The sequence below is a fragment of the Aquimarina atlantica genome (assembly GCF_000626715.1).
Taxonomy (GTDB): Bacteria; Bacteroidota; Bacteroidia; order Flavobacteriales; family Flavobacteriaceae; genus Aquimarina; species Aquimarina atlantica.
In genome coordinates this window covers 333,049-357,224 of record NZ_AQRA01000006.1, presented here as the reverse complement: position 1 = coordinate 357,224, position 24,176 = coordinate 333,049, and the positions used below count along the sequence as shown (strand labels likewise).

At 33.2% G+C, this 24,176-nt stretch carries 22 protein-coding genes and 1 pseudogene; 7 read left to right on the top strand and 16 right to left on the bottom strand.

The genetic code is table 11. The features are described from left to right. Positions 1 to 80 precede the first annotated feature (80 nt). Positions 81 to 464 carry a BlaI/MecI/CopY family transcriptional regulator gene (locus ATO12_RS15195; RefSeq protein ID WP_034243106.1) on the top strand — a complete coding sequence of 128 codons (384 nt, stop codon included), beginning with the start codon at positions 81 to 83 and terminating at the stop codon, positions 462 to 464. Further along, positions 457 to 1,803 carry a M23/M56 family metallopeptidase gene (locus ATO12_RS26645; protein WP_034243104.1) on the top strand — a complete coding sequence of 449 codons (1,347 nt, stop codon included), beginning with the start codon at positions 457 to 459 and terminating at the stop codon, positions 1,801 to 1,803. Before ATO12_RS15195 ends, ATO12_RS26645 begins: the two co-directional genes overlap by 8 nt. An 88-nt stretch (positions 1,804 to 1,891) precedes the next feature. Here ATO12_RS26645 and ATO12_RS15185 read toward each other — a convergent pair whose 3' ends face one another. Together ATO12_RS15185 and ATO12_RS15180 are read right to left on the bottom strand one after the other, a co-directional pair. Continuing rightward, the gene (locus ATO12_RS15185; RefSeq protein ID WP_165583392.1) at positions 1,892 to 5,071 is read right to left on the bottom strand and encodes a TonB-dependent receptor; all 3,180 of its coding nucleotides are present in this window, start codon (positions 5,069 to 5,071) and stop codon (positions 1,892 to 1,894) included. Between the two features lie 145 nt (positions 5,072 to 5,216). Then, entirely contained in the window at positions 5,217 to 6,383 is a 1,167-nt protein-coding gene (locus ATO12_RS15180) for a FecR family protein (RefSeq protein ID WP_034243102.1), read from the bottom strand. Between the two features lie 88 nt (positions 6,384 to 6,471). Here ATO12_RS15180 and ATO12_RS15175 point away from each other — a divergent pair, with 88 nt between their 5' ends. The 5 genes from ATO12_RS15175 (at position 6,472) to ATO12_RS15155 (ending at position 11,007) form a co-directional block, all read left to right on the top strand. Then, entirely contained in the window at positions 6,472 to 7,029 is a 558-nt protein-coding gene (locus tag ATO12_RS15175) for an RNA polymerase sigma factor (RefSeq protein ID WP_034243095.1), read from the top strand. A 219-nt stretch (positions 7,030 to 7,248) separates the two neighbouring features. Further along, positions 7,249 to 8,145 (top strand): MerR family transcriptional regulator, encoded by an 897-nt coding sequence (locus ATO12_RS15170; RefSeq protein WP_034243094.1) that lies wholly within the window; start codon positions 7,249 to 7,251, stop codon positions 8,143 to 8,145. A 19-nt stretch (positions 8,146 to 8,164) separates the two neighbouring features. Beyond that, a complete protein-coding gene (locus ATO12_RS15165; RefSeq protein WP_034243092.1) occupies positions 8,165 to 9,661 on the top strand; it encodes a phytoene desaturase family protein in 1,497 nt (498 codons plus the stop codon). Between the two features lie 30 nt (positions 9,662 to 9,691). Beyond that, a complete protein-coding gene (locus tag ATO12_RS15160) occupies positions 9,692 to 10,531 on the top strand; it encodes a phytoene/squalene synthase family protein (RefSeq protein WP_034243090.1) in 840 nt (279 codons plus the stop codon). A gap of 26 nt (positions 10,532 to 10,557) precedes the next feature. After that, the gene (locus ATO12_RS15155; protein ID WP_034243087.1) at positions 10,558 to 11,007 is read left to right on the top strand and encodes a sterol desaturase family protein; all 450 of its coding nucleotides are present in this window, start codon (positions 10,558 to 10,560) and stop codon (positions 11,005 to 11,007) included. Positions 11,008 to 11,010: 3 nt separating this feature from the next. On the opposite strand, the gene ATO12_RS15150 is transcribed toward ATO12_RS15155, so the two are convergent. The 14 genes and pseudogenes from ATO12_RS15150 to ATO12_RS15085 all read right to left on the bottom strand — a co-directional run bounded on the left by ATO12_RS15150 (position 11,011) and on the right by ATO12_RS15085 (position 23,984). Further along, positions 11,011 to 11,571 carry a TlpA family protein disulfide reductase gene (locus tag ATO12_RS15150; protein WP_034243084.1) on the bottom strand — a complete coding sequence of 187 codons (561 nt, stop codon included), beginning with the start codon at positions 11,569 to 11,571 and terminating at the stop codon, positions 11,011 to 11,013. 240 nt (positions 11,572 to 11,811) lie between these two features. Next, positions 11,812 to 12,720 (bottom strand): anti-sigma factor, encoded by a 909-nt coding sequence (locus ATO12_RS15145; protein ID WP_034243082.1) that lies wholly within the window; start codon positions 12,718 to 12,720, stop codon positions 11,812 to 11,814. 72 nt (positions 12,721 to 12,792) lie between these two features. Continuing rightward, complete coding sequence (locus tag ATO12_RS15140; protein ID WP_034243079.1) at positions 12,793 to 13,461, bottom strand: Crp/Fnr family transcriptional regulator; 669 nt, start codon at positions 13,459 to 13,461, stop codon at positions 12,793 to 12,795. Between the two features lie 134 nt (positions 13,462 to 13,595). Further along, complete coding sequence (locus tag ATO12_RS15135) at positions 13,596 to 15,041, bottom strand: nicotinate phosphoribosyltransferase (protein WP_034243075.1); 1,446 nt, start codon at positions 15,039 to 15,041, stop codon at positions 13,596 to 13,598. 181 nt (positions 15,042 to 15,222) lie between these two features. Then, positions 15,223 to 15,951 carry a metallophosphoesterase gene (locus ATO12_RS15130; protein WP_205625246.1) on the bottom strand — a complete coding sequence of 243 codons (729 nt, stop codon included), beginning with the start codon at positions 15,949 to 15,951 and terminating at the stop codon, positions 15,223 to 15,225. Positions 15,952 to 15,953: 2 nt separating this feature from the next. Beyond that, the gene (locus ATO12_RS15125; protein WP_034243068.1) at positions 15,954 to 16,862 is read right to left on the bottom strand and encodes an ADP-ribosylglycohydrolase family protein; all 909 of its coding nucleotides are present in this window, start codon (positions 16,860 to 16,862) and stop codon (positions 15,954 to 15,956) included. A 34-nt stretch (positions 16,863 to 16,896) separates the two neighbouring features. Further along, positions 16,897 to 17,445 carry a prolyl hydroxylase family protein gene (locus ATO12_RS15120; RefSeq protein ID WP_034243066.1) on the bottom strand — a complete coding sequence of 183 codons (549 nt, stop codon included), beginning with the start codon at positions 17,443 to 17,445 and terminating at the stop codon, positions 16,897 to 16,899. A gap of 66 nt (positions 17,446 to 17,511) precedes the next feature. Beyond that, positions 17,512 to 18,053, bottom strand: a pseudogene (locus ATO12_RS15115) (RNA 2'-phosphotransferase). A 3-nt stretch (positions 18,054 to 18,056) separates the two neighbouring features. Beyond that, positions 18,057 to 18,533, bottom strand: a complete 477-nt coding sequence (locus ATO12_RS15110; RefSeq protein ID WP_034243064.1) for a macro domain-containing protein — start codon at positions 18,531 to 18,533, stop codon at positions 18,057 to 18,059. Between the two features lie 3 nt (positions 18,534 to 18,536). After that, positions 18,537 to 19,091 carry an NADAR family protein gene (locus ATO12_RS15105; RefSeq protein WP_034243062.1) on the bottom strand — a complete coding sequence of 185 codons (555 nt, stop codon included), beginning with the start codon at positions 19,089 to 19,091 and terminating at the stop codon, positions 18,537 to 18,539. Then, positions 19,088 to 19,546: a nucleoside 2-deoxyribosyltransferase domain-containing protein gene (locus ATO12_RS15100; protein ID WP_034243060.1), complete on the bottom strand. Its 459-nt coding sequence runs from the start codon at positions 19,544 to 19,546 to the stop codon at positions 19,088 to 19,090. The genes ATO12_RS15105 and ATO12_RS15100 overlap by 4 nt, the downstream gene beginning before the upstream one ends. Before the next feature lie 35 nt (positions 19,547 to 19,581). Further along, on the bottom strand, positions 19,582 to 20,409 hold the full coding sequence (gene prs / locus ATO12_RS15095; protein WP_034243058.1) for a ribose-phosphate diphosphokinase: 828 nt from the start codon (positions 20,407 to 20,409) through the stop codon (positions 19,582 to 19,584). Between the two features lie 126 nt (positions 20,410 to 20,535). Beyond that, positions 20,536 to 21,216, bottom strand: a complete 681-nt coding sequence (locus ATO12_RS15090; protein ID WP_034243055.1) for an NUDIX hydrolase — start codon at positions 21,214 to 21,216, stop codon at positions 20,536 to 20,538. A 500-nt stretch (positions 21,217 to 21,716) separates the two neighbouring features. Then, positions 21,717 to 23,984 carry an aconitate hydratase gene (locus tag ATO12_RS15085; RefSeq protein WP_034243052.1) on the bottom strand — a complete coding sequence of 756 codons (2,268 nt, stop codon included), beginning with the start codon at positions 23,982 to 23,984 and terminating at the stop codon, positions 21,717 to 21,719. Positions 23,985 to 24,176: the final 192 nt, after the last annotated feature.

The following is a 24,176-nucleotide window of genomic DNA, read 5'->3' as shown; positions in this document are numbered from 1 at the left end:
TTCGAAGCTTTATTACTATAAAAATAGTAATAAAACTATATTTATAGTAATATTACTAAAATTATAGTTACATTTGCTATATGAGAGATTTAACAAAAGCAGAAGAGCAAATAATGCAATACCTCTGGAAACTGGAAAAAGCATTCTTAAAAGATATAGTTGATGAGTTTCCCGAACCTAAACCAGCTTACACAACAATATCGACAGTTATAAGAACTCTGGTTACAAAAAAATTTATAAACTATAATTCATATGGCAGAGTTCGTGAATATTTCCCTCTGATATCGAAAGAGGTATATTTTAAAAATCATTTTAAACATGTAGTTGGTAACTTTTTTAGTGGCTCTATAAGCAAATTTGCGCTTCATTTTGCTAATGATGAAGATTTAAACTTATCCGAACTGGAAAAAATGAAGTCATTAATTGAAGAAAAAATAGACAAACTAAAAAAAGAAAATGAATAATTACTTAATATACTTATTAGAAGTAAGCTTTTGTTTTTCGGTTTTATACATTGTATTTTATTTATTTTTACGGAAACTAACTTTTCATAAAATCAATAGGGTTATACTATTAATTTTATTACCTCTTTCCTTGATTCTTCCTGTGTTAAACGAAGTAGAGCTACCTTTTAGAAAAGATCCTATTAACATCTCTGGTTTTGATGAATTTATATCAATTGGTCATCTAACCGTAACGAACCAAAAAGACAAGATGATAACTCCCGAGAGCAACAGGAATATTATTGATTATATATCGATATTATACTGTATTGGTTTTATTATATATATTATTCGATTGTTGGTGCCTATAGTACAATTATATACTATAAAGAGAAAATCAAAAACTTATACCAAAGAAGGTTATCATTTTGTCATTGCAGATATCCCCTCAATATTTTCTTTTTTTAATTGGATCTTTATTCCAATGGGCAAAATAAATGATTATGAACAACCCATCATTGATCATGAAAAAATTCATAGTAAATCTCTACATACAATAGATTTAATTTTTACTGAAATTTATATCGCTTTATACTGGTTTAATCCTTTTGTATATTTTTTCAAAAAATCAATTATAGCTGTTCACGAATTTCAGGCAGATCGGGCTGTAATCAATACACAAATTAAAAAATCATATTATCTAGAACTCTTATTTAAAAACATAACTGCAAAGCAATCTATCAAATTATATAGTTATTTCAATCAATCAATTATTAAAAAACGAATAGACATGATCACAAAAAACCATTCTACTAAAACAAACATTATACGATATGCAGTATTAATTCCTGTTCTTCTTTTTCTTCTAATGGCTTTCACAAAACCTACGCACGAATTAGAAGACAAATTTGATTATACTAATATACCGTCTATACATACAGAAGTAAACAAAAAAGACCCTCCTTCTATTTTTCCTGTAAAAAATGGTTCTACTAAAGATATCACTGCATCTTTTGGCAAAAGTTTTACACATCCTATTGATAAGAAAAAAATAGTTCACGGTGGTATTGACATTAGAGCAAAAGAAGGTGTTCCTGTTTTAGCAACAGCAGATGGCACGATTGTAAATATCTCATCAGAAGATGATTGGGGTAATTTAATAGTGATATCTCATGCAGATGGTTATGAAACCTGGTATGCTCACTTACAAGGTTTCAACATTAAAAATGGTGAAAACGTTAAAAAAGGTCAGATTATCGGGTATGTAGGAAGTACTGGTAAATCAACAGGGTACCATCTTCATTATGAAGTACGGTTAAACAAAGAAAGAGTAAACCCTATGGATTACTTTAAAAAATAAGACATCAATATACCAGATTGCTTAAAAGATAGACAGGGATACGTGTATCCCTGTCTATTGTTGTACTAAACTAATAATACAAACTCAACTATAGGCTAAAATTAATTCTTGCAAATAAGAACCTTCCTGAATATCCAAATTGCGATGTTCTTCGAGAATATACAAACTGATCCCCAGCAGTTCCTCCTGCTCTATTTTCATCGGGATACACATCTAATAAATTATTGGCTCCTATGGTGATATTAAGGTTTTCAAAAATCTTTGCAGAAACAGAAAGATCGGTTACAACTTTTCCTCCATAAACAGCATCATCACTAACCACGGTTCCTTCAACTCTTGGGTCTCCGTTAAAGTCATCTGGATCTGTTACTTCTCCAAAGAATACGTTTCTCAATAACACATTATATCTTCCGATAGATAGTGCATTGGTAAGGCTCACCTTTGTTCTGGGCTGCGCCAAGGTTAAAAAAGCTTCTTCCTGTGCATCAAAGAAGTTTCCTCCCTGACCCGCATTAGCGATTCTAGCAGGGACTCTAATCTCTTCTACTTCGGTTTCTGCAAAGGTTCCCGATAGATCACTTTTCAGCGTTGTATTTTCGCCAAAAGTAGCTTTATGAGAAATTACAACATCTATACCTTGAGATTTGGTATCAATTGCATTCACAAAGAAACGTGCACTTGTAGCTCCTGCATCTTCAAATATCTGGGTAAGCTCTGCATCTCCTCCATTTCCAAAACTACCGCTATATACAATTCTATCATCTATATTAATTAGATAGGCATCTGCAGTAATGGTAAAATTCTGGATTTTTGCCGTAAGTCCAATACTATAACTATCAGAGGTTTCTTCTTTCAATTTTGCAATCCCAATTAAAGCAGCTGCCCTACTATCATTGGTAAATGTACCTTGTTCAAAAGGTTGATTATCTACAAATACTGTACTGGTTCTACTAAAAAATTGCTGATGTAACGACGGTGCTCTAAACCCTGTACTATTAGCTCCACGAACCGAAAAATTATCAGAAATCTTGTATCGGGTAGCTAGTTTATAGTTAAATGTATCTCCAAAATCAGAGTAATTCTCATATCTCCCTGCTAAGCTAACTAGCCATTGCTTTGTAAAATCGACTTCGAGATCAATATAGCCGGCAATACTATTTCTATATTTATCGGTTTCGTTGTTTGGGTCATATCCTCTAAACACTTGTGAGCCTCCACCAAGTACAGCTCCCGTGAAATTATTTCGAACTAATTGATCATCGGGAGTAGTACTGGTTACGGGGTTTCCGTTAATATCATAGCTTGTATATGAAGCTTCTTCTCCTGCGGTAATCGAGTAGTTTTCTACTTTATACTCTGCTCCCATTGCCACATTAAATCCTTCAAAAATATCTTCATGAAACTTAGTAATATCCAGATTAGTTGTATTCTGCATAAAACTTAATGCTCCTGCATCAAAGGTTCTGGGTGTTGCAACACCCAAGGTTCCATTACTAGAATTACCAACAGTGATATCAAAAGTATTGATCCCATATGTATTCGAGAAATCTACACTCCAATCTTTAATTTTCCCTTTAATTCCCAAGGCGATAGATTTGTCTACAATATCTGTTCCTATATTGGGTAAAAATCCATTCGGAAATGCTGGAGTATTAGCTCTACCGTCTCCTTGTGCCGGTCTTCTGTAAAATCCAGATGCCAATCCTTGTCGGTAGCTAATCCCACCAAAACTATAAATTTCGGCATCATCACTTAGAGGAATAGACATATTGGCAAAGAATTTACCCTCTCTTAATTTAGCTGTACCTACTTTAAATCTAAAATCTGAACGCGTTAATCCACGAGCTGTCAATTCTGCTTCATCGACATCGACATCTAATAGTTCTCTGAAAGTATCTACATCTGCTGGGTTATTTACATCTAAAGCGGCAATCTGATCTTTAACACTCTGATCCAGGTATGAGATTCCCTGAGCAGCAGTTTGATAATCTGCAAGTGTCATTTCTGCTACATTTCCTCCTCCTGCTGCAAAGACGCGTTCTGCGCCATGAAATCCTTTAAAAATATCTCCTTGATAATCACGATTACGTAATGCTGGTTCTCTGGTAGAAAGTGATCCAGTAAAATTGATAAATCCTCCGTTTTCTCCTAATGCCAATCCGTAATTTGCTTCCAGTTTTACTTTCTCTCCATCACTACCTCCATCAAACTGGTTAGAGTTTTCACTAAAATTAGCTCCGGTGGTAAGAGTTACATCTAATTTTCCAGTTGCTTTTTTCAGTACAATATTAATCACACCAGCAATCGCATCAGAACCATATTGAGCTGCAGCTCCATCTCGCAAAACTTCGATTCTTTGAATAGCAGCGGTAGGGATTGCATTCATATCTGTACCTACACTACCCGCTCCAACGGTACCATTTACATTTACCAATGAAGTATTATGTCTTCTTTTCCCATTAATTAATACCAAAACCTGGTCGGGTCCTAAACCACGAAGAGAAGCCGGATCGATATGATCTGTCCCATCAGAAACAGTTTGGGCTTGGGATGTAAATGAAGGAGCTGCATAATTTAAAATTTCATTAATCGTCGTTTGCGGTCCCTGGGTAGCCACCTGAGTGATATCAATAACATCGATTGGCACAGCAGTCTCTATAGCGGTACGACTAGGATTTCTGGATCCTACAAGAATTACATCATCTAATTGTGCAGCTGCATCTTTTAATACGATCTCTATAAAATCTTTAGCTGTTACATCTACCTCTGTAGTTTCAAAACCAATGTAAGAAACAATCAAAGTATTGTTTTCTCCAGATACATTAATTGCAAAATTACCGTCAAAATCTGTTTGGGCTCCGATTGTGGTTCCTTTTACCAATACATTTGCTCCTGGTAATGGATTACCATTAGCATCTTTGACATTTCCTCTAATTTCGCGTTGTAACTTTATCTGCTCATTAAGCACATGAGCTTTTTTCAGTATTACTTGTTTTCCGATAATAGAATATGAGATATCTGTATTATCAAACAAAAGCTCCAGAACTTTACCCAAAGTTTCTTTATTGACCTGAATTGTGGTCTTTTGATTTAAATTTACCTCATCATTAATGTAAAAAAACTTATATGATGTTTGACTTTTAATTTCTTCGAGAACCTCTAATAATGGTGTTTCTTCGAAATCAAGTTCTATTTTGCCTTGTGAAAAGCCAGAAGTTGCCATCATCTGAAAGATGGAAAAACTAAACAGAACTAGTGTGAGTTTCATTTTTAATACAATTGATTGGCACGCTAGGTGTGAAAATAGCGTACGATTACCCTTTTTTTTCATATTTTTGAAAAGTTTGATTGTTAAGTACTCAGTTAAATAATAATCGAATCAGTAAGGGAAGTGTAGCAGCACTTCCTTTTTTTTACGGATTGATTGTAATATCCTTACCTTTTATTTCATATGTAAATTTTAAAGTTTCTGAAAATGTTTTCAGGATTTCTTCGATATTTTCTACATCAAATTCTCCTGTAAAACGTGTATTGTTTAATCTTTTGTTATGACTTGTTATCGTGACATCATAGCTACGCTCTATCCTTTTAAATGCATCTATAAAAGATTCGTTTTGCAGTATAATCTTTTTATCCATCCAGGAAGTATATAATGATGTATTTACCTTTTGTTTATGCATAGCTTTTTTATCCTTACTAAAAATTGCCTGATCGTTAGGTATAAGCTGTAATGAGTTTGTATTCTCATTTTGAACATTAACAACCACAGCTCCTTCTACCAGGGTTGTTTTTACCGTAGCATCTTCGGCATAAGACGATACATTAAACTGGGTTCCTAAAACTTCGACATCTACAGTTTCTGTTTTTACGATAAACGGTTGTGCTTTATTTTTGGTAACATCAAAAAAAGCTTCTCCTTTTAGATATACCATTCTGTTTTCTTTTGTAGGTGTAAAATGTTGTGGAAATTTTAGACTACTAGCTGCATTTAACCATACTTTGGTTCCGTCGGATAATGTGAGTTGAAACAATTTTCCTTTGGGGATAGAGATTTCAAGATACCTGGTTTCGGTTACCTCGCTCTCGGGCTGAACAATAAATTGATCCTGATCTTTTTTACCAATCAAATTACCATTAGCATTTATAATATCTGCTTTATCATTAAAATCGGTATACGTTACGGTACCATCTGCCTGAACAATTTTGATTTTATCTACAGGTATAGAGTTAGTCTCAACAACATCATGGCTTGTTTTAACCTTAGAAACACTTTGGGTGGTATAATAATACCCTCCCAAAAGCATCCCTCCTATAACTGCTGCGTATTTTATTATCCCAGACCATGATTTCGGTTTAATTACTTTAACTTCTTTTTTATCGATAGCGTGTAAAAAACGATTATACGCATAATTGGGATCTTTTGGTAGCTCTTCGTTTGCCGCATACCAATTCTTTATTTCTTGCTTAAAAAGTATTTCATGTTCAGGGTCTTGAGTTAGCCATTGTTGCAATGCTTCTCTATCTGATGGCGAAATATCTCCTTCAAGGTATTTTTTAATTACTGTTAAATAATTATCCATTCTTCATTTTTTCTATTTAAAAGATGCAGAAAAACTATAAATCCCCTACTTTATTTTATTTTTTTTAATTTAGTCGGTGATTTTTATAATGAAAAAAGATAGTCAAAACATAGAAAAATTACTGATCCAGGGGCTTACAGACGGAAATCAAGACAGCTACAAAATAGTATTTAACCAATATTATTCCTGGTTGTATAATTACGTTTATAAACTTTCTAATAATTCATCATTGTCCGAGGATTTGGTGCAAAATGTTTTACTTAGACTTTGGGAAAAAAAATCAACTTTACGAATTACAACATCCTTAAAGAATTATCTTTTTAGAGCTTGTCATAATGAATTTCTAATGCATTTACGCCAGCAAAAAAAAGAATACGATGCTTTAGATTCTCTAAAATGGGAAGCTATATTTGAAATGTATACTAGTGAAGAAGAAAGCCAATTAGACTCTGATTGGCTAAAACTCGAAAAGGCTATCGAACAGCTTCCTAAAAAATGCAGAGAAGTATTTAAACTTAGTCGTTTAGAGCAAAAAAAGCACAAAGAAATAGCAGATATCTTAGGTATTTCTACTAAAACGGTCGAAATTCATATCACTAAAGCTTTACGTTTCTTAAAAGCTAATGTTTCTTTTTTTTTCTTCTAGACCTTCTTTTATAGTATATACAATCAAGTGATATTTCTAAGGTTTACTATAAATTAAGTACCACAAACTATCTTAGTACAAAACTATTAGCTTCTAACAATTATTAACGAATCACCAAAAATTGTTCGTTTTTTAACAAGATAAGGTGCTATTTTAACAATTTTTGGAAAAAAAAGTGTTTTCTTTTGCTTAGTTTTGTTTAACAATTTTTAAAAAAAGGTGAACAATATTAAGCAAACATTCAGTATTAAAGATTTAGAGAATCTTTGTGGTGTAAAAGCACACACTATAAGAATATGGGAAAAAAGATATAATCTACTTTCTCCGGATCGTACTAATACCAATATAAGAACATACAATTTAAAAAATCTTCAAAAGCTGCTTAATGTTACTTATTTGGTAAACAGTGGTTATAAAATATCCAGAATTTCTAAATTAGGTACTGAAGAAATTAATGAATATGTAAGAAGTATTGTATCTGACAATAGCGCCAAAAACCAAGCTATAAACTCCTTTAAAATTGCAATGTTAAATTATGATCTCGAGTTATTTTTAGAGACATATTCTCAACTAGAAAGTAAAAGAAATTTTAAAGAAATATTTGTTGATGTTTTCATTCCTTTATTAAAAGAAATAGGGTTATTATGGCAAACAGATACCATTAGCCCTGCACATGAGCATTTTATTTCTAATCTAATAAAGCAAAAACTATTATTAAATATCGAAAAGCTTCAATATTCTAAACCTACCAAAACCGATAGGGCTTTTATTTTGTTTCTTCCAGAAAATGAAATACATGAATTAGGTTTATTATATATTAATTACGAGATACTATTACATGGGTACAAAGCTATTTATCTAGGTCCGAGCATTCCTTTAGATAGCTTACCTAACATGCTTTCTCTTCATGATGACGTTGTGTTCATATCTTATTTTACGATTAGACCAGAAAAAGACAATATCAAAAAATACCTCGAAGATTTTAATACAATTGTATGCACCAATAGAGTCAATGAGCTATGGATGTTAGGCAAACAAGCTATGTATGTTTCTAATCATACAGGACACAACCATCGTTATTTTGAGTCGATTAGCTCGCTAATTTCTGAGCTATAATTTTATAATTATTTTAGTTATGTCTAAAAAGATAGTAATCATCGGTTCTGGGTTTTCATCGCTTTCTGCATCGTGCTATCTGGCTAAATTAGGATACGATGTAACTATTTTTGAAAAAAATGCAACGATTGGTGGTAGAGCCGGGCAATTAAAAAAAGAAGGGTTTACATTCGATACTGGTCCCTCGTGGTACTGGATGCCTGATGTATTTGAACGCTTTTTTAAGGATTTTGATAAATCTGCCTCTGATTATTACACACTGGATAAGTTACATCCTGCTTACAAAGTTTTTTTTAAAAACAATGAAAGCATTACGATTGGTGATTCTTTAGAAAAAATATACGAAACCTTTGAAGCAGAAGAAAAAGGAAGTTCTATTAAACTGAAAAAATTTATCAAGACTGCCCAGAATAATTATGAGATTGCTATTAAGGATTTGGTGTATCGACCAGGAGTTTCTGTATTAGAACTTGTTACAAAAGAAACGATTTTAAGAGTAGGTCAATTTTTTAGTACCATTTCTAAAGAGATTCGTAAAGATTTTAAAAGTAAAAAGTTAATCCAAATTCTTGAATTTCCTGTATTATTCTTAGGTGCTAAACCTAGTGACACCCCTGCTTTTTATAGTTTTATGAACTATGCTGATTTTGGGTTAGGAACCTGGCATCCCAGAGGAGGAATGTATAGTGTAATCACAGGAATTAAAGAATTAGCCGAATCGCTAGGTGTAACCATTCATACCCATGCAACTGTCGAAAAAATAATAGTTAAAAATGGTTGTGCTAAAGGTATTATAGTAAATTCTACAAAAATAGATGCCGATATTGTATTGTGCGGAGCGGATTATCACCATGGAGAAACATTACTGCCACCAGAATATCGCCAATATTCTGAAAAATATTGGGAGCGTAAAACTTTTGCTCCTTCTTCTCTGCTTTTTTATGTAGGGTTTGATAAAAAATTACAAAATATTAATCATCATAATCTATTTTTTGATACTGATTTTGAACAACATACCAAAGATATTTATGACACTCCTAAGTGGACAGAAGATCCTTTGTTTTATGCTAATTTCACTTCTGTAACAGATCCTAAATCGGCTCCTGAAGGTTACGAAAATGGATTTTTCCTTATCCCATTGGCTCCTGGGATAGAAGATACCAACGAATTACGAGAACATTATTTTGATAAAATCATAACTCGTTTTGAATCACTTACAAATCAAAATATTAGAAATAACATTATCTTTAAAGAGTCCTTTTGTATTAAAGACTTTATAAAAGAATATAATTCTTACAAAGGAAATGCCTACGGAATGGCCAATACACTTTTACAAACTGCTTTTCTTAGGCCTAAGTTAAAAAGTAAAAAAGTACAAGATCTGTTTTTTACAGGGCAACTTACTGTTCCTGGTCCGGGTGTCCCCCCATCTTTGATTTCGGGAAAACTAGCAGCAGGATTAATCCAGAATCATTATCGATATGATGAAAAGTTAAAACATAGTATACCAACATAACAAACTCAATTAAACCTTAAACTCTATCTTATGAAGTCTATTTTTGATACTGTATCACAAAGTTGTAGCAAAATTGTTACGAATTCGTATAGTACATCATTTTCGCTTGTTTCAAAAATGTTATCAGGCTCTATACGACAGGATATATATAATATTTATGGTTTTGTAAGGTTTGCAGATGAAATTGTAGATACATTTCACGAGTATGATAAAGAGAAATTATTTAATGATTTTGAAGAAGAAATGTACAAAGCAATCGAAAATAAGATTAGTTTAAATCCTATTCTTAATTCTTTTCAAAAGACAGTTCATCAATATAACATTAGTCCAGAGTTATATGAAGCATTTATGAAAAGTATGCGATTAGATTTGCATAAAACCAAATATCTAACAGATCAGGAATACAAGGATTATATCTATGGATCTGCTGATGTAGTTGGGTTAATGTGTTTAAAGGTTTTTGTGAATGGAAATCCCGAAAAATATGATAATTTAAAGGAAAGCGCGATGCATTTGGGGTCTGCTTTTCAGAAAGTTAATTTTTTACGGGATCTAAAAGCAGATTTTGAAGATCTTAATAGAACCTATTTTCCGAATCTAAATTTAAACGAACTCGATGAAGATTCTAAGCTTAAAATTATTAAAGAAATAGAAGGCGATTTTAGTAAAGCATTACAAGGTATCCTGAAACTTCCTGTTGAGGCAAAATTTGGTGTATATACTGCATTTATTTATTATAAAAAATTACTAAATAAGCTTAAAAAAACTCCTTCTTTAGAGATAAAAAACACACGTATACGAGTGTCGAATTATCAAAAATTTGGGTTATTAGCAAAATCCTATTTTGACTATAGATTAAACTTAATTTAGCCGTATTTTTGTATAAAACCTATGTTGTGAAAATTTTTGTTCAAATATTAGTTTTTCTTGCTGCCTTCTCTATTATGGAGTTTATGGCCTGGTTTACTCACAAATATGTAATGCATGGTTTTTTATGGTCGTTACATAAGGATCATCACCATAAAGACCACGATAGTTGGTGGGAACGTAATGATTTATTCTTTGTATTCTATGCTATTGTTAGTATGTCTTGTATTTTATTTCACGACGCCGAGACATTTTGGGTAGGTAGAGCAATAGGCCTAGGTATTCTAGCTTATGGTATTGCTTATTTTGTAGTACATGATATTTTTATACATCAACGTTTCAAACTATTTAGAAATACGAGCAATTGGTATGCTAAAGGAGTAAGAAGAGCTCATAAAATGCACCATAAAAATATAAAAAAGGAAAAGGGAGAATGCTTTGGTATGTTGGTGGTTCCTTTTAAATATTTTAAAAAATAGATCTTATTCTGCTAATAGATTATCTATAGTTTCTCTTACTTTGGTGCTATTCCAGTCTGCTGCGCCTACTTTATCAATAATGATATTTCCTTTTTTGTCTAATAGATATGTTGCAGGTATTGTTTTACTTACAAAAGGTTTTGGGTGTTCTGATAATGATCTATAGATGGGATAGCTATAGTTTTTATTCTTCATAAACTTATTTAATTCGGGATCATCATCTGTAGTTACAAAGAGAAATACTACTTTATCTTTATAGTCATTATATAATTTTTGCAGAGAAGGCATTTCTGCGATACAAGGAGGGCACCATGTAGCCCAATAATTGATTAAAACGACTTTACCTTTAGCTATATTAAAATTAGTAGACTCTGTATTTACTCCGTGCAATTTCCAATCATATGATGCTACCTGCGTTCTTTCTTCTACTTTTACTATCCCCGGGCTGAAGGAAAAAATTCTGGTTAAAAATATCTGCATCATTCCTCTGGTATTAGGAATAAAAAATAATACCAGTATGATTGCAAAAATCACATTCGAAATGTTCTTTTTATTAAATTTCATCTATTTAGATCTTTTGTTTATCAGAACTCATATGATGAGTTTATCTGATTTTTTTGTCTATTATGATCAATATTTTGGTTAGTACCAAAGTCCTTAATCACCTTACAAAGTTATATAAATTAATAGCACTACATCTAAGCTATAATACAGACTTTATTTTTTAAAACACAGGCTTTTTTAAATTAATAAAGCGCAATCAAAGATTGCGCTTTAAAACTAACAAAAAATAACAATGAACTATTATCTTGTTACACTTCCCGAAGGAAATGAAGCACTATTAAGCTCAAAGGTATAACTAGCAGGTGCGGTATCTGTACCAGCGGTACCTACCAAAGGTTTTAACAAAAATGGTGCTGCCGAATTGTCTGGAAATGGTTCTACAGAAATCACAACTGTTTTTCCTCTAACATCTAATGGAAATGTTACTCCGTCTGGAGCATTTCTAAAAAAGTCTTCTCCTGGTAATTGTGGACCATTAGAAGCGGTTTCACTAAACCCGTTAAGGTCTCCTGCATTATCATCTGCGGTATTATTCATTGTAAATGTTCCTGTAGAAAGTGGTACTCCATCTGCTACTACCCATCCTTCATATTTCCACCCTGCATCAAGAACTGGTAAGGTTAAATTTGCTGCTGGTGGCATCCCTGGTGTACCAAACCATACTCCATACTGATCATTCCCATTATTAGCTGTTCCCGAAGCTTCATCTGTTGGGGTTCTTAAGAAAAATCCTCCTGCCGAAGCTGAAAAATCTCCTTCTCCTACAGGTCCTAATCCTACTGTCGCTGTATTACCGGTTCCAAAATCACCTTTTAATAGTTTTGTATCCGATGGTGCCGGATTTGGATCTGGATTAGGTTCTATTGTTAATACAAAAGCTGCTGCCGCTTTAAGTGATTCTGTATTTACCATGAAAGAAGTACTAGATAATTCTCCTGCGCTATTTACAGAAAATGTTCCTGTAGAAACCGGGGCATTATTAACTATAATCCATCCTTCATAAAGGTAATCGCTTCCTAAGTCTTCTAATCCACTAAGATTAAGGGTTAAATTCGATTCTGTAGGTACATTACCAGAATCATCGTCATTATTACAGGAAGAAAAAATACATCCGATAACCAGAGTACCTATAATTGCTTTTTTAAACATCGCTTTTTTTTTATGATTATTAGATCATAAAATTATTGACATTGAAGTTTTTAAAATGTTAGCCACCTAACATTAAGCAACATTTTTTAATCGAATCTCTTTTCTATTAAAATCTATGACGTTAGATTCCTTTAGTTCGTTTAGAATAATATTTAGGGTTGGTCTCGATGTTCCGATAAGATGAGCTATGTCTTTTTGGGTATACGGATGTTCTATTACCATATCTCCTGTATCTGGGCAACAGTGCCCGTAGTCTTCTTTAAGTTCATTTAGGAATTCTAACAATCTTGTTTTGGTATCTTTAAAAAGTAACAACTGTAACCTTCTTTCTAAGCGTTTAAACCGCATACCAATAAACTTATAGATTCTGAGACTAAAAGATTGATTCTCGCGCATGAGCCCATGCATGGTTTCTACACCAATAGGACAGATAGAAGTTGTATTATCGACAGATTGCGCAAACTCTGTTCTTTTATTTTCTCCAAGAATTGCTTTTTCTCCAAAAATCTCTCCACGGGTAAGGATAGCTTTTATTACCTCGTACCCATCTTCTGCATAATATCCAATTTTTACTTTTCCTTTTTCTATAAGGTATACTTTGTTTGCAGAATCTTCTTCAAAATAAATATAGTCGTTCTTTCGGTAAGCATCAAAATCGTGGTCTTTTTTATACCTTTTGAACTTATGAGGGCATAATATCTTAAAGAGATCTGAATCCTCAAAAAACCAGATTGCACTCATGATGATTATGTTTTATGATGTTAGTTTATCTACTTATGTCGTAAAACACTCAAATCCCTTACATTATTGTATCAGAAACTCCTTAAAAAGGTAATTTTCAAGGAGTTTTGCGAATTTTATGAAATAAACTTGATTTATTGAGCAATTCTTTTACGAATCGTAAACAAGTTATCTTCTATTAGTAATTCTCCATCTTTAAAAACAGTTTTTAATAGCCCTTGGTTTTCTTCTTGTTCAGAAACCTGATCTTTGTACGCTATTTTTCCTTGTTCTTCGTATAATTGAATGCGTCCTTTTGCAGATTTTTTAGTTCCGTCATCTGTTATTGGGTCTTTAAAAATTTCTCTTCCCTCGCCTTGCACTTCGACATAAGTAGCTTTCATTGCAAATCCAAAAGTATCCCTGGTATTATATTGATATGTAAAACTTCCTATTCCCAGAACTACATTGGTAGAAGCAAAGCCTTTAGCTTTTAATTTTTCGCAAATCAGGGTAGCTCTTTCTATTGTGATACTATCTCCATAGATAGCTCCAATCTTTGGATTCAACACTTTGTATCCCTGATCATTTATGGTTCCTCCAAATTCATCCCAAAGCAGTTCTATAACACCTTTTGCAACTATTGGATTCTTGTGATCACAACCACAAATAATATCTACGGGATCGCCAGAATCTGGCCTAATAACAAGTTTACCTTCTCTTTCGAGAATTTCATTTTTTAGTTTAGGCAAATATTCTGTTAGCACTTTCCAAAGATCCCAGGTATCAGATACTACTGATAATATTCCCGTTGGGTATGTTTCTAGTAATCTTCTAAAAGTTCCTATTTCATCATCTTTACTTCCTGCGCACATTACACTATGCTCTGTAGCATTTACACTACCAATCACTAATTCTTTGGTAACATCTGCATTATAGTATGTTTCAAAAGCTTTTGCCACAGGTAATGTATCACTCCCAGAAAATGATAATGCATGCCCCATACCACTAAGAATCGAAGATTCTGTACCCGACATTCCTCGCATCGAGAAATCATGACCTTGCCAGGTAATAAACTCTATATTATCACGATCTGTATCTAATGCAAAAGAGGATAAAATGCTTTGATATTGTTTTGCAATAGTAGCAGAAGTACAAGGTTGCCAGATGATATTAGACAATAAAGTTTCTAGATAATTGGTAAGCCAAAAAAATTCTGGTTTAGTATTCATAACTGTAAACATCGGTACTCGAATAGGAACTTCTGTTCCTTCTGGTAGAGCTTTGATCTCGATAGGAAGATATCCTAAATCGTGTAACTCTTCGATATGGGTAACATCATAATCTGTACCTAGATAATGATCTACATATTTTTTATATTCTACAACCACTTCTTCTTTGGGAAGATTAAAAAAGTGTTCGTTAAATTGTTTGATTAGATATTCTTTAATAAAATACTGCAATCCAAAAAATACTACATTATCAATTCCCGCTATTCTACTTTTTCTAGGTGTCCAGTTAGAATACACAAAAGTGGTTCCGTTTGGATATTGCTCTTTATGCCCTAATTTATAACCGTCTGTTAACAGTAATGGATTCATCTTTATTTTATTTTGCGTTATTTATACGCAAATATAAATCATTTTTAATTATCACCAAAGCTATTTGCGATTTTTCTATTCTATTTGTTTAAAAAGACCTGTTAATTTGTATGGTATAGGCAGTACAAAAGTCGAGAATATTAAATCTAATGACTACACTGTTTCTAGTGAAATATTACGACTAGTTTCTTCCTTGTTCATTAGGATATAATGATGGAAGCGGATCACTTTGCCAATATTCTTTGGTATCAATATCCATAATGGTTAGCTTTCCTCTGAAACCTGCTCCTGTATCCATATTCCATAGGTTATAGGCATTTATGGGCGTGTCCTTGCCGTATTCGATAGTAGGAGTATGCCCGATATAGATCTCAGAATAATGACTAAATCGTTTTGGAGGATCATCTTTTAAAGCTATTTTCTCAACTTTATCAGCTAGCAATGCTGACTCCCATAACGTTCGGTCCCAATAATAATTAGAGTTATACTCCTCCCTCCCGACTCCATGCATGGATGTGAATCCTGCATGTACAAAAAGTCTATGTTCTTCGTCGAGGTAATAATCCTTGAGTGTATTAAAAAACTCCTTATGCGTTTCTTTGGTAAGTAATCCGGATTGAATATAGCTATTGATCGTTTCTTTTCCTCCATGTGCTAACCATACAGGATTCGTTACGCCCTTTTCTAACCATAACCCACACCATAAGTCATGATTTCCTCGTATAAAAATACAAGTATTAGATGCAGAAAGATGTATAAGTTCTTGTATTACCTTAGCCGATTCGCTCCAGCCATCTACATAATCTCCTAAAAAAATGAGTATATCTTCTGAGGTTACATTTGCTCGTTCTAAAACCTGAAGTAGTGCCTTATAACCACCATGTATATCACCGATTACCAGGGTTCGCATAATTACACTTCTTCACTTAACCTATTAATAATATTATTCATCAATGAATATTCAGACAATTTCTTTAAATTATCTTTCAAATATTCAGGTATACCATTATAACCAATATAAGTTCCCACTATTTGTCCGGTTATTGAACAATTCGTATCGGTATCTCCACCGCTATTTATAATTTCATCGAAAATAACATCAATAGGTTTTTCTTTTATCATATTTGCAGAAAAAATCGAAAAAGGAACTGAATTAACAACATATCCATCATTCCCTAAACTAGCAATTTCTGTTATTGATTTTGTTTTAGACAAAATATCTAATTCTAGTAACCTATCTTTTACTTTTGAATCTGGTAAATCCGAAGTAATTAATTCCATTAAACTTATTTCATTTATCCAATTCTCTTCTATAATGGTTTTAATTGCAAGAATTACTGCTAGAGCCCCAACATATGCCTCAGAATTATAATGCGTTATGGAGCATATTTGTTCTATTCGTTCTCTTGAAATATTTTTAAAAAAAGCTATTGGAGCGATGCGCATTGCTGCTCCATTACCTGCAGAATATTCTCCTCTTCTACCAGTCTGACTCCAATCTAAACCGATTTGGAGTTCCCTAAAAGCTTTTAACGTCGAGGCTCCAATTCCCCTAATCATTCCATTAGTAAAATAAGATATAAAATAACTAGATAGTGTTTGTGGATCCAAAAAAGGATCTTCAATCAATGCTTCACAAGTCGCTAATGTTAATTGCGTATCATCTGTAATATTCCAATCCGGTATTTTCTCCTCTGGTTTTCCAAAAGGATAAAAGATATTCTCTTCGGCTTGTTCTACATTTTCATATCCACTTCCTATAGCATCACCAATAGCTCCTAAAAACATAGAACCAAGAAATCTTTCTTTTTTAGTAATCATTTTACTTTTTTGTTATACAACTTAAACCTTATTGTTACAATCGTCTATACATAATATCTGTTCTTAACACATATTTTGTTCCAGATAATATTGGTTTTCCTTCATGGCGTAACGGATGGTAAAACACCAGAGCATCCCCAATTTTTGGGACAATTGTAATCCCTTCATCAAAATAAGTTTCCCCTCCATTAAAATCTTCATTTAGATATATTAAGAATGAGAAAAAACTACATTCATATTCATTTCGTTTATAACTCCCATCTCTATGCATCTTAAAACGTTGTCCTTCTTCGTATTTATATATCCTAAACATTTCATTAAGGCCAACTGCTTTGTAATTTCCAAAAGTCTCAACTATAAAGGGTTCTATTTTTAACCAAATCGATTGTGCCAGTTCTTCATCTTTAAAAAGGATTCTTTGGTTATTACGAATACCCTTTACCATTACCTGCCTACCGTCAATATTAACCTTAGCTTCTTCAAATGAAACCTGTTCTCCTTTTTCAATAAATTGATCGCACATTTCTTTAGAGAGAAAATTTTCAATAAGAAATATTTCTGGATGTAATTCTTTCCTTTTCATTTTAGATTATTCTTTATAATTGACTAAGACCTCACAGGTTTTAAAAACCTGTGAGGTCTGGATATATTATGATTTAAACTCAATATATTCTGGAGCTACTATATCGGTTAGCCATACTTTATTCTCCGATTGATAGAACTTAATGCCCCTGGCATACATTTCGCCTGATCTTACAGTTAGAATAATAGGTTTTCCTCTTCTGGATCCTACTTTTATAGCTGTTTCTCTTTCTTCACTAAGATGCACATGATGCCTGTTCATTTTTAGCAATCCTTTTTCTCTAATGGCACCCATAAATTTGGCTACAGTACCATGATACAAGAATTCTGGCGGCTGCTTGGGTTGATACTCTAAATCTACCTGTATCGAGTGGCCTTGATTGGCTCTAATCCTGGTATGATCTTCATTAAAAGCAAAGCGCTGTTTATCACAAGATGCTACAACTTCTTCTAATACATCCATATCTAATCCTGGTCGGTATCTATTTACTTTTTGCAGTAACTCCTGTACATCTAACCATTTTCATCGAGTTGCACTCCTACTTTATCAGGGTTATGCCTTAGAATAAGGCTTAAAAATTTACTTATATGTTTATTGTTTGTTTTCATTTTTCATTTAAAATCATAGACATAAACGTCTAATTGTTTTTCTAATAGTGTATTTGTAATAATGGGCTCTATCATTTTCCACTTTCCTCCTGCTAATCCGCAACCAATTCTAGGCATGTGTATACTTGCATTAAGTTGTTTTGCTTTAATTGCAATTTGTTCTAAACATTGTTTAACTGCTTCATAACGAATCGGAACTTCGTTTTTCTTTATTTTTATTCCTTGTTGCCCGATCATATTACCTACATACAGTTCTTCCGAAACTTGAATTAGTTGAACTGCACCTAACTCAAAATCATTATTTGCTCGATCACGATACCACTTTCTGTACGCTTTCTCCGGTTCTGTCCATTTTTTAGAAATCGCCAACACAAAACCTTTTCCCCAACCTCCTAAATCATTACAAATATGTACTATAATCTTAATTCCTTTTGCTTGAGGGATAGTCGCATCTCCTTTTAAATATGTTATTGTTTTCATTTTTTATAACTCTTGTTTTAACTCATCTCTCACTTCCATCAAAGCAAACCCCAACAGGTTTTGTCCTCTCCATAAATTAGGGTTTTCTGCTTTTTCATTATTCTCACTCATCCCTATTCCCCAGATACGATCTCTGGGACTAGCTTCAACAATAATTCTTTTACCGGTATTTAGTAAAAAATCCTTCAGTTCATTTTTTTGAGAAAATTTATAAATGTTTCCTTGTTTTACAATCTCAAATTTATGTTCATCCCAAACCTTTGGATCAAAGTTTTTTACTTTTCTTCCTAGTTGTTTAGCTTCCATTGGATGCGAAGATTTGATGATTTCTTCTATTATTTCGATATCATTAAACAATCTTGCTTTTTCTGCCATCATCCAATGTTCTGCAGTTTTATAATTGACATTATCAACTTTAAAAGAAGACTCCCACCATTGGCTAAAGCAACTTTTTCCTATACTCCCATCTTTATTTGGAGTATGCCCCCAAAAGAATAAGTACTTTAATTTTTTGCCTTTATTAAATTGCTCTTGTATGTTTTGTAGATTGTATTTCATTCTAATTTCTTCTTTACTTCATTAATCAATTCTTCTAAACTATTCACTTTTTGTAGGCCATACTGTTCACAGACAATATCTACATTTCCTTTTCTCCAAAATCCATCAGGGCAGCATACTACCAATTTATTACTCCGTGCATATAATCCTAATTCTAATAGTGTTATAGGAGATGTTGTGTTTTTATCAAAATACATAATGATCATATCTGCTTTTTCTAAAGCTTCTAACTCCCAAAGCACCTGTTCTTTAAAAACAGGGTTATCTATCTTTTGTTCCCAGCTAGCATCCCAACTCAATCTTCTGGGGTTTAGTAGTGTAACATTTTCTTCTGATAGCTCTTCTATTACCTTATCCTGCCATTTTTGGGCAACACCTGATTCAATGCTTCCTGCTAAAAAAACACTTAGGTCTTTATTCAATTCCGGAGTAATTGGCGGCACTACTAGATTCATATTTTAGTATTTATTGTCACAAAATAGATTCTTATTTACTCTTGGATTACAGGAATCTGCACTACTTTTTCTTCATCTACATCTCTAAAGGAATTTGTTGTAAAAATGGTATCAAATTGTTTTGTAAGTTCAGTAAATCCCTTGCTAAAAATCCCATGACTGATAATCAAACTTAGTTTACCTGCATTCTTTTCTTTTAGTGCTGTTGCCAGCCCTAGAAAAGTTCCTCCTCCATCACAAATATCATCAACAATTACACAATGTTTTCCTTTTAAATCATTTTCATAAACTCTAAAACCAGACAAAGCTCCTGTTTTTACATTTCTTTTTTTAGAACATTCTACCACTTCTACTCCTCCCAGAAACTCAGATACTTTATAGATTTTTTTTAACGCTCCACCATCAGGAGAAATTAGTACTACTTCTTCTTTAATGCTATCTAAACATTGTTTGACAAATTCATAATTCTGAACTACATGTACCCGATCTAATAATGCTGGAGTCACCTCAGAATGTGGATCAAAGATTGTTACCTGATTATAGTGTTGTGCATTAATACTATCGGCATATACCTTAACACTAAGTGATTCTCCTGCAACCATCACTCTATCTTGCCTGGCAGCAGGAAAATATGGAATAAACACATTAATCTCCTTTACATTCATTCTGCGTAACGCATCGGTAGCAATCAACAACAATCCTAAATCATTAAACGAATTGATTCGCTGTGTAATCGTTATACTACTCCCTATATTCTTGTCTAAAATATTTATATGTGGTTCTCCCCCATTAAAAACAAATGATTTAAAATCAATAGATTTTTCAAAAGGTGTAAACGATGGGTCCAAATGTAAATATCTCATAATTGTGTTATTTTTACGCAAATTTATAATAGAAATATGATATGACAAAATATTTTGCGTAAAAACTACATTATTATGATAAAATATATCTTTCTGAAGATCAATAGTATTAAAACAATGGTACTATTATTTGATATCGAAGAGAAAACCTTCTTCTTTAAGTTTGAAGTATTGCTTTTTATTAAATTTAAATAGATTTGCCGGCCGACCTCTTCCTTCTGAAATCTTTTCATCTAACTCTTCAAGGATTCCGAAACTCAGTATTTTTTTTCTAAAATTTCGGCGGTCAATTACCTTTTGAAGGATAGTCATATACAACTTTTCGAGATCCGAAAACAAAAACTTATCGGCAAGCAGATCAAATCCCACAGGTTCGTATGTGAGTTTATTTTGCAATCTTTTTTTTGCAGTTTCTAAAATTTGAATGTGGTCAAATGCCAAATCCGGAAGTTCTGTTACATCAAACCAGGCGACATCTTGTGCATCGGTATCTGCTTTAATTGCATGATGTTCTGGTTTAACCAATGCAAAATAAGTAACGCTTACTACCCTGTTTCTAGGATCTCTATCAGGGTCACCAAAAGAATATAATTGCTCTAAATAATCTATAGTTACATTGGTTTCTTCTTTAAGCTCCCTAACAACAGCTTGTTCTAAACTTTCGTTTTCTAAAACCAAACCTCCCGGCAAAGCCCAGGAATCTTTAAAAGGATCTATATTCCTTTTTATTAACAAGACATTAAGCGCCTTGTCTTTATATCCAAAGACTACAGCATCGACAGCTACTTTTATATTTTGGCGTACCATATACGCAAATTTACATATTTCTGTTTTGGAATAAAAAAACTTATCAATTTATATTTAAGAGATATACTGCTCCCATACCAATTTGTTTTTCTTAATTCTAAAGGGTATAGATTTTTCTTCAGAATTAGTATTATGGTAATATCCAATATACTTATTGAATATAAAAAAATAGTATTTTTATAGATAAGCTCATATCCTGAGAGCTATACAGTTCAGGATTATTACACAAAAAATTATGAAAAATACACTTTTAAATTTAGGGAAAAGCTTATCTAGAACAGAACAAAAACAAATTAATGGTGGCGGTCCATGTGATGGTTACAACGGTCCTACAATAGTTACTTGTAGCCAATACGAACAAGTTCCTCCTCAATACCAAATTTGTGTTAGGGTTAGTGTAGACTGTTTTCCTCACTAATCTATTTTTAATTCAGACAGAAAAAAACTCCCAAAGAATAATCCTTGGGAGTTTTTATATATTAATTGCTCTATTACATTAGTTAAGCATTCTGCTTTTTAATTAAGTTTAATGCAGAACCTTCTTGAAACCATTCTATCTGAGAATCATTATACGTATGATTTAACATAACAGTATCTTTAGATCCATCGGCATGAACAATCTCTAATGTCAATTGTTTTCCTGCAGCAAATTGATCAAGATCTGTAAAGTTAAACGTATCATCTTCCTGAATCAAATCGTAATCACTTTCATTTGCGAATGTTAATCCAAGCATTCCTTGTTTTTTAAGGTTGGTTTCGTGAATACGGGCAAATGATTTTACAATTACCGCAGCAACACCCAGATGTCTTGGTTCCATTGCAGCATGTTCTCGTGAAGATCCTTCTCCGTAGTTATGATCTCCCACAACAATAGTAGGTACTCCTGCAGCTTTATATGCTCTTGCCGTATCTGGTACACCACCAAACTCTCCTGTTAATTGATTTTTAACAAAGTTTGTTTTTTTACCAAATGCATTTACGGCTCCAATCAAACAGTTATTAGAAATATTATCTAAATGACCTCTGAAACGTAGCCATGGCCCTGCCATAGAAATATGATCTGTTGTACATTTACCAAAGGCTTTTATAAGCAATTTAGCTCCTTTAATTTCATTACCTATAGGTACAAACGGTGTTAACAACTGCAATCTTTCTGAAGTTGGACTTACTTTAACTTCTACATTACTACCATCTTCAACCGGAGCTAAATATCCATTATCTTTTACTTCAAATCCTTTTGGTGGTAACTCCCATCCTGTTGGCTCATCAAACATTACCTCTTCACCGTTTTCGTTAATTAACTTATCGGTTAATGGGTTAAAATCTAATCGCCCTGCGACCGCAATTGCAGCCGTTAATTCTGGTGATGCAACAAAAGCATGTGTATTAGGGTTACCATCTGCACGCTTAGCAAAGTTTCTATTAAAAGAGTGTACAATACTATTCTTGGGAGCGTTTTTCGGATCGTTATATCGTGCCCATTGTCCAATACAGGGTCCACAAGCATTGGTAAATATTTTTGCATCTAGTTTTTCAAATATCCCAAGAATACCATCTCTATCTGCCGTATATCTTACTTGTTCAGAACCTGGGTTGATTCCTAATTCTGCTTTCATTTTTAAACCTTTGTCCAACGCTTGTTGTGCTATTGAAGAAGCACGAGATAGGTCTTCATAAGAAGAGTTCGTACAGGATCCTATTAATCCCCATTCTACTTGAATTGGCCAATCGTTAGCTTTGGCTTTTTCTGTCATAGTACTACCAACTGCTGTTGATAAATCTGGGGTAAAAGGCCCATTTAACAATGGCCCCAGTTCAGATAAATTAATTTCGATTACCTGATCAAAATATTGTTCTGGATTTGCATATACCTCTGGATCTGCAGTTAAGTGTTCTTTCACTTCGTTTGCTGCATCTGCTACATCTGCTCTGTCTGTTGCTCTCAAGTAACGCTCCATAGACTCGTCATAACCAAAGGTAGATGTTGTAGCACCAATTTCGGCACCCATATTACAAATAGTACCTTTTCCTGTACATGACATTGATGTTGCTCCTGGTCCAAAATATTCTACTATGGCACCAGTTCCTCCTTTTACCGTAAGAATTTCTGCTACTTTTAGAATTACATCCTTAGGAGCTGTCCAACCCGATAACTTACCTGTTAATTTTACACCAATTAACTTAGGGAATTTTAACTCCCAGGCCATACCTGCCATAACATCCACTGCATCTGCTCCACCTACACCAATTGCAACCATTCCTAATCCTCCTGCATTTACTGTATGTGAATCTGTTCCGATCATCATACCTCCAGGAAAAGCATAGTTTTCTAATACTACCTGGTGAATAATACCTGCTCCCGGTTTCCAGAATCCAATTCCATATTTATCGGATACAGATTCTAAGAAGTTAAACACCTCACTACTAATATCATTAGCATTTTTTAAATCTGCTGCTGCACCTTCTTTTGCCTGGATCAAGTGATCACAATGCACTGTTGTTGGTACTGCTACTTTACTTTTACCAGCTTGCATAAATTGCAATAATGCCATTTGAGCTGTTGCATCCTGACAAGCAATACGATCTGGTGCAAAATCAACATAATCTTTACCTCTTGTAAACGCTTTTTTTGTTTTTACGTCCCACAAGTGTGAATACAAAATTTTCTCTGCCAAGGTTAAAGGTTTACCTGTAACTTCGCGTGCTGCATTAACACGGTCGGCTACCTGACTGTATACCTTTTTTATCATATTGATATCAAATGCCATCTCTAATTATTTTTTAGTATTGAAAAGTCCTGCGAAAATACGAATTTTAAAGGATTTTCTTAAATGAATACATTTAATCCCTTCTTTTTGCATTTTTAAAAAAATATAAGGCTTCATTTATTGAAATTCATAAATTAGAATTACGAAAATTACCATATCTCTAAAAATTAAGATAAGAAAATACTTCGCCAT